The organism is Stenotrophomonas sp. PS02297 (assembly GCF_029959705.1).
Taxonomy (GTDB): Bacteria; Pseudomonadota; Gammaproteobacteria; order Xanthomonadales; family Xanthomonadaceae; genus Stenotrophomonas; species Stenotrophomonas nitritireducens.
In genome coordinates this window covers 1-5,157 of the sequence record NZ_JASCOS010000175.1, presented here as the reverse complement: position 1 = coordinate 5,157, position 5,157 = coordinate 1, and the positions used below count along the sequence as shown (strand labels likewise).

Sequence of the window (5,157 nt, the reverse complement as noted above, 5' to 3'; positions counted from 1 at the left end):
ACTGCCCCACTGTTTACAAACCGCGTGGGGGGGCTGAAATGGAAGAGCGGCCTCCGGGCCGCTCTTCCGGTGCATGGCGGCGTCGCCGCCGGTGCGTTACTTCTGCTGCGAGGCGGTATAGGCCCGGTATTCATCCGGAGTCAGCTTGCCGTCCTTGTCGGCATCGGCGGCATCGAAGATCCGCGCCAGCCCGGCATGGGCCTGCGCCTCGGTGCGGCTGATGCTGCCATCGCCGTCGGCATCGAGGCTGGCCCACGACTGGTCGTTGCCACTGGCCGATGCGTCGGCGGCGGTGTCCTGCCGTGCCTGCGCCGCCTGTTCCTGCGCCTGGCGCTCCTGCTCGGCCCGGGTGTCCTGGGCCATGGCCGGAAGGGCCAGTGCGGCACCGACGGCGGCGACGAGGGCGAACAGCGGATTGCGGTTGCGAACGGTCATCGGGTGTTTCCTCCTGCGGTCTGGAAAGCGCGGTGATTCCGCACGCCGCCACCCTTGCAGGCCCGTCCTGAATCGCATGCACCCTGCGGAAGCGCGGAAAACATGCTGTTAACCAACGCACGCCGACAAGCGGCTACCGCCCTGGTTAGCGCGCCGTGAGCCGCAGGTAAGGCGCGCATTCGGGCGTTCCATCCACGGTACGCGCAGGCCTGTCCGGGCACGATTACCCCCTGGGTTTGTCGTCTTCCGACGCGGCGTGCGGACTGAACGCCCGCCATCCCAGCCCAACGCCGACCAGCGCCCCGGCCACTTCCAGCACCACGCGCGTACCCAGCTGGTCCGGATCGTGGATGCCGGCCAGCGCCAGCCGCGCATAGAGCGGCGACTCCAGCTGCACCATGCCCAGGTAGAACAGGTTCCAGCAGTCCACGCCGGCGCCGATGGCGACCGCGGCCAGGCTGGCCCACGCGATCGCGTGCCCTTGCGACAGGCCGGCACGGCGACAGACCTGCCACCACAGGAAGAACACCACGAAGCCGATCGCCAGCGCGATCAGCGCGGCTTCGAGCGAGCCCGGCAGGCCGTAGTGCAGTTCCAGGTTCATCGGTGTGGGTCGCGGTCACAGGGAGCCGCAGTGTAGCCGGCTGCGCGATGTCTGCAGGAACGCGCGGGCCGCGACCGGGCGTTGAAGATCCTGCGGCGCCGGGCGGGTATTGCCGGAATGCCTCGGCGGGGCGTTGCCCCGCTCTACAAGGCGGATGGATCGCCGTGGCGCTGCGGTGCTGGACAACACCCGGCGGGACCTTCCCGGTGAAGCCCCAGCCGGGCGTTGCCCCGCTCTACAGGAGGCGTGACGCCTGGCCGGGCGCTACCGTACCGGGAAATCGTAGGCGGTATCGGGCGTCGGCTCGGGCCGGAAGGTGTAGTGCCACCATTCCATCGGATAGTTGGCAAAGCCCTCGGCGCGCATCGCGTCCAGCAGCAGCTGGCGGTTGCGGCGCTGCTGCGGGGTGATGTCCGGGCTGTCGGTATGGGCCAGCGGATCGAAGCGGTCGAAGCCGGTGCCCATGTCCACTTCCACGCAGCCGTCCTCACGGCAGTCGAGCAGGCCCAGGTCGACGGTGGCGCCGCGGCTGTGGCCGGAGTGCTCGGCGATATAGCCGTCCAGCAAACGACTCTTGTCGATGTTCGGGTAGTAGCGGGGCTTGGCCTGCTGGTCGGCCGGATCGTGCGCCCAGGCGACGAACGACTGCACCGACCGCACCGGGCGATAGCAGTCGTACAGGCGCAATGCGCGGCCCTGCGCCTGCAGCGTGCGCTGCACGCGCGCCAGCGCCTGCGCGACGGGTTCGAGCAGGTAGCAGCGCGGCGCGTCGTAGCCGGGTACCGGGCGGCCGGTGAAGTTGTCGCTGCCGGCATAGCGCATGTCCAGCGAGAAGCCCGGTGCCAGCGTGGCGACATCGAGCATGCCGGCCTGTGCCGGCGTGGTGGCCGGTGATACCGCCGGTGCCGCCTGCGCGCTTGCGCAGGCCAGCAGCAGAAGCAGTGCATGGGCTCGGGGATGCATGGAGATCTCCTGTGGACTCGCTTGCCGGGGCAGCGCTGGATGGCCAGGGGCGAGAAGTCGCGGCCGGGGTTGCCGATGCCCGGATCCACGCACAAGCCGAGGAATCCGCATCAGTACCCGGTCGCGACCCGCCTCGCTCCGCGTGGCCTCGCCGGTCAATTCCGCTCGCGCAGATAACCGTTGAGGCCCTTGTCGCGCAGTTGCCGTGCGGCACCGGCCCAGTCCAGCGGCTTGCCGCTGTCCAGGCGCTCGAGCACGGCGACGATCGCCAGTTCCACCTCGGGCAGCTGCGCCGCCTCGGGCAGGCGCGCGCGCTGCTCGATCGCCTCGTACAGCACGGCGTTGGCCTCGGCATAGCTCAGCGGCGCGGTGGCGCCGTGCCGGGCACTCCAGAGCTTGCCATCAAGCACGGCGTTGACGTGCGACTGGATCAGGTAGGTGGCGCGGCCGATCAGCTTGAGATTGCCCGGCTGCACCGCGGTCATGGTGTTGCCGACCGTGCGCCCGAGCCGCGCCATCACCGCGGTCGAATGCGCGTTGAGCAGCATCTTCAACGCCAGCGTGCGGTCAAGGCCGAGCGGGTCGCGCCGCTGTGGCAGGTCCAGCGCGATGCCCTGCGCCGCGCCGTCCAGGCCCTTCAAGGCATCGCCCGAAGCCGCGCCATGCCCCACGGTGACGGTGAGCCGGCCAGCACCGGCATCGCCGAACGCCTGCCACCACTGCCGCGCGAGCGCGTCCACCGGTTCGCCGGCATAACGCAGCAGCACGCCCAGGTCGCCCGGTTGCGGCGGCAGGCGCTCGCGGTTGGCCGGCGACCAGGACAGGTCGTACAGGGCCTGCTGCTCGGCGCCGGCGCGCTCCAGGCTGCGCAGCGCGGTGCCGCGCAGCGCCGGGTCGTCCACCTTCTGCTCGAACTGCGGGCGGTACTGCGTTGCATCCAGCCCGTGGAACGGGCGGTGCAGCAGGGCGTCCCACGCGGCCTGCGGCGTCGCCACCGGCGCCCACACTCGGATCCACGACGCCGGCGGCGCGGTGTCGGTGCGGTCCAGTGGCGCCAACCGGAAGGTCGGCGCGCGCTCGGTCACGTCCACGAACACCGGCATCAGCGTTTCGCCGGCCAGGTAGGTGGCGTGGCGGCCGTCGGTATAGGCCTGCGCTTCGCGCACGGTCCATGGCGCCAGCTGCGGCGCGCTGGCGGCCACGCTGCGCTGCAGTCCGGCGAAGCCGCGCAGGCGGCTTTCGATGCTGTCCTTCGCGTCCAGCCCCAGGCGCTGCGCGTCGGCCGCCGGCAGGTGCGGCAGCAGCAGCGCGCGCAGGGCGTCCTCCAGCACCAGCCCCAGCGCGTACAGGCTGGTGGTGGTGGCCTGCATGCGGGTGGAGCCGGTGATCGCCTGCGGACCGGTCGGCAGCGCGATCTTGTGGATGCGCGCGTCGTCGAGCACGCGCCGGCTGCGCTCGAACGGGCGCAGCACCTCGTCCGGGTTGTTGTAGACGAACCAGACGCGGTCGGTGCCCTGGCCGCGCTCCTCGGCGGCGGCCAGCGCGGTACCGATCACCGCCGAGGTCTCGCCGCCTTCGGTCACCGCGAACACCACATCGTCGACGCCGATGCCGTCGTCGCGCATCTGCAGCGCGCCGATCAGCTGCAGGTCCTCGAAGCCTTCCAGCGAACTGATCAGCGCGCGGTCGCCGCCGGTGATCTCGCCGCGTACGCGCTCGCCGAGGTTGGCCGGCAGCCTGGCGGCGATGCGCGGCCACGCCGGATCGGCCTGCATGCGGTTCCAGAACGGGCGCCATATGCCGCTTTCCAGCGTCTCGGCGAGGCGTCCGGTGGAGCCGGTGCCGTAGAAATAGATGCGATGGCCGTCGCGCAGCGCGCGCTGCACCGCGCCTGATGCCGCGTGCAGTTTCGCCATGCGCTGCGGATCGTCGGCCAGCGCGGCGAAGGCGCGGGCCACGTCCTCGTCCACCGAGAACAGCTGCGACAGCGCCTGCGCCGGATCGGTCGCCGCCGCTTCGCTCAGGTTCCAGGTCTTGGGGTGGCGCTGCTCGGTCAGCAGCGTGTGCAGCTGGAACTGGGTGCGCTGCTGCACGAACTCGGTCGATGCCGGCGACGGCGGCAGGCCCAGCCGGTCGCCGGCATCGGCGGCGAGAGCGGCCGGGCTGATCGCCGCCAGGCTCAGGGCGAACGTCATGGCGATGCGTCCGGTACGGGGGGGGAGTGCGCGGTTCGGTCGGGTCATGCGGCCGGCCTCATTGGTTCGCGGTGGAAGCAGCGGGATCGCGCGAGGCCAGCGCATGCAGGATGCGCAGGTCCTCGGCGTCCAGTTCGCTGCCGCCCTGGCCGCGGAAATGGTTGCGGAAGGCGCGCACCGTGGCGGCGCGGTCGTCCAGCGGATAGCCGATCAGGCGCAGCGCGGTCCACGGATCGAATCCGTCCGGCGCCGGCGGCGCGTCGGCGGCCGGCCAGCGGCCGAAGCCGGCCTCGGCCAGGCGCTTCCACGGGAACAGCGGGCCCGGATCGGGCTTGCGCGTCGGCGCCAGGTCCTGGTGGCCGATGATCTGGGCGCGCGGGATGCGCAGGCGCGTGCACAGGTCTTCCAGCAGCACCAGCAGGCTCTGGATCTGCGCCTCGGCGAACGGCGACTTGCCGTCGTTGTCCAGTTCGATGCCGATGGAAGCGGAATTGAGGTCGGTGAACGATCCCCAGCTGCCGGAGCCGGCATGCCAGGCGCGGCGCTCGTCGCTGACCAGCTGGTAATTCCTGCCGTCGGCACCGATCAGGTAGTGCGCGCTGACCGGGCCGCCGCTGTTGCGGCTGCGCAGTGTGTCCAGGCTCTGTTGCACCGAATGCTGCTCGGTGAAGTGGATGACGATCAGGTTGGGCCGGCGCACGTCCTGGTTGGGTGAAGGCACCCAGGTCGCCATCGGGTTGCGCGGGGGCGTGTGGCCGCAGGCGGTGAGCAGGGCCAGCAGCGCGGCCGGGAGCAACAGCTTGGTGGACATTTTCATCAACGCCTCGCTTGCACAACGGTGTGGTGCGTGGATCGAGGCAGGACCGGCGCGCGGCCTGCCGACAACGCGGAGGAAACGCTTTCGTGGGCCCCGCGGTGCCGGGCGGGGCCCACCCGGGCCGCGCCCCCGCGCCCCCGGGG

The 5,157-nt window shown here is 71.2% G+C and carries 5 protein-coding genes; all 5 read right to left on the bottom strand.

Going from position 1 to position 5,157, the window contains the following annotated elements; translation table 11 throughout:
* Positions 1–96: 96 nt before the first annotated feature.
* A complete protein-coding gene (locus tag QMX80_RS18200) occupies positions 97–435 on the bottom strand; it encodes a hypothetical protein (protein WP_055770872.1) in 339 nt (112 codons plus the stop codon).
* 223 nt (positions 436–658) lie between these two features.
* Positions 659–1,039, bottom strand: a complete 381-nt coding sequence (locus QMX80_RS18195; RefSeq protein ID WP_282278591.1) for a hypothetical protein — start codon at positions 1,037–1,039, stop codon at positions 659–661.
* 264 nt (positions 1,040–1,303) lie between these two features.
* Positions 1,304–2,002 (bottom strand): M15 family metallopeptidase, encoded by a 699-nt coding sequence (locus QMX80_RS18190; RefSeq protein WP_282278590.1) that lies wholly within the window; start codon positions 2,000–2,002, stop codon positions 1,304–1,306.
* 155 nt (positions 2,003–2,157) lie between these two features.
* Complete coding sequence (locus QMX80_RS18185) at positions 2,158–4,245, bottom strand: hypothetical protein (RefSeq protein WP_282278589.1); 2,088 nt, start codon at positions 4,243–4,245, stop codon at positions 2,158–2,160.
* A 10-nt stretch (positions 4,246–4,255) separates the two neighbouring features.
* Positions 4,256–5,014 (bottom strand): N-acetylmuramoyl-L-alanine amidase, encoded by a 759-nt coding sequence (locus QMX80_RS18180; RefSeq protein WP_282278587.1) that lies wholly within the window; start codon positions 5,012–5,014, stop codon positions 4,256–4,258.
* Between the last annotated feature and the right edge of the window lie 143 nt (positions 5,015–5,157).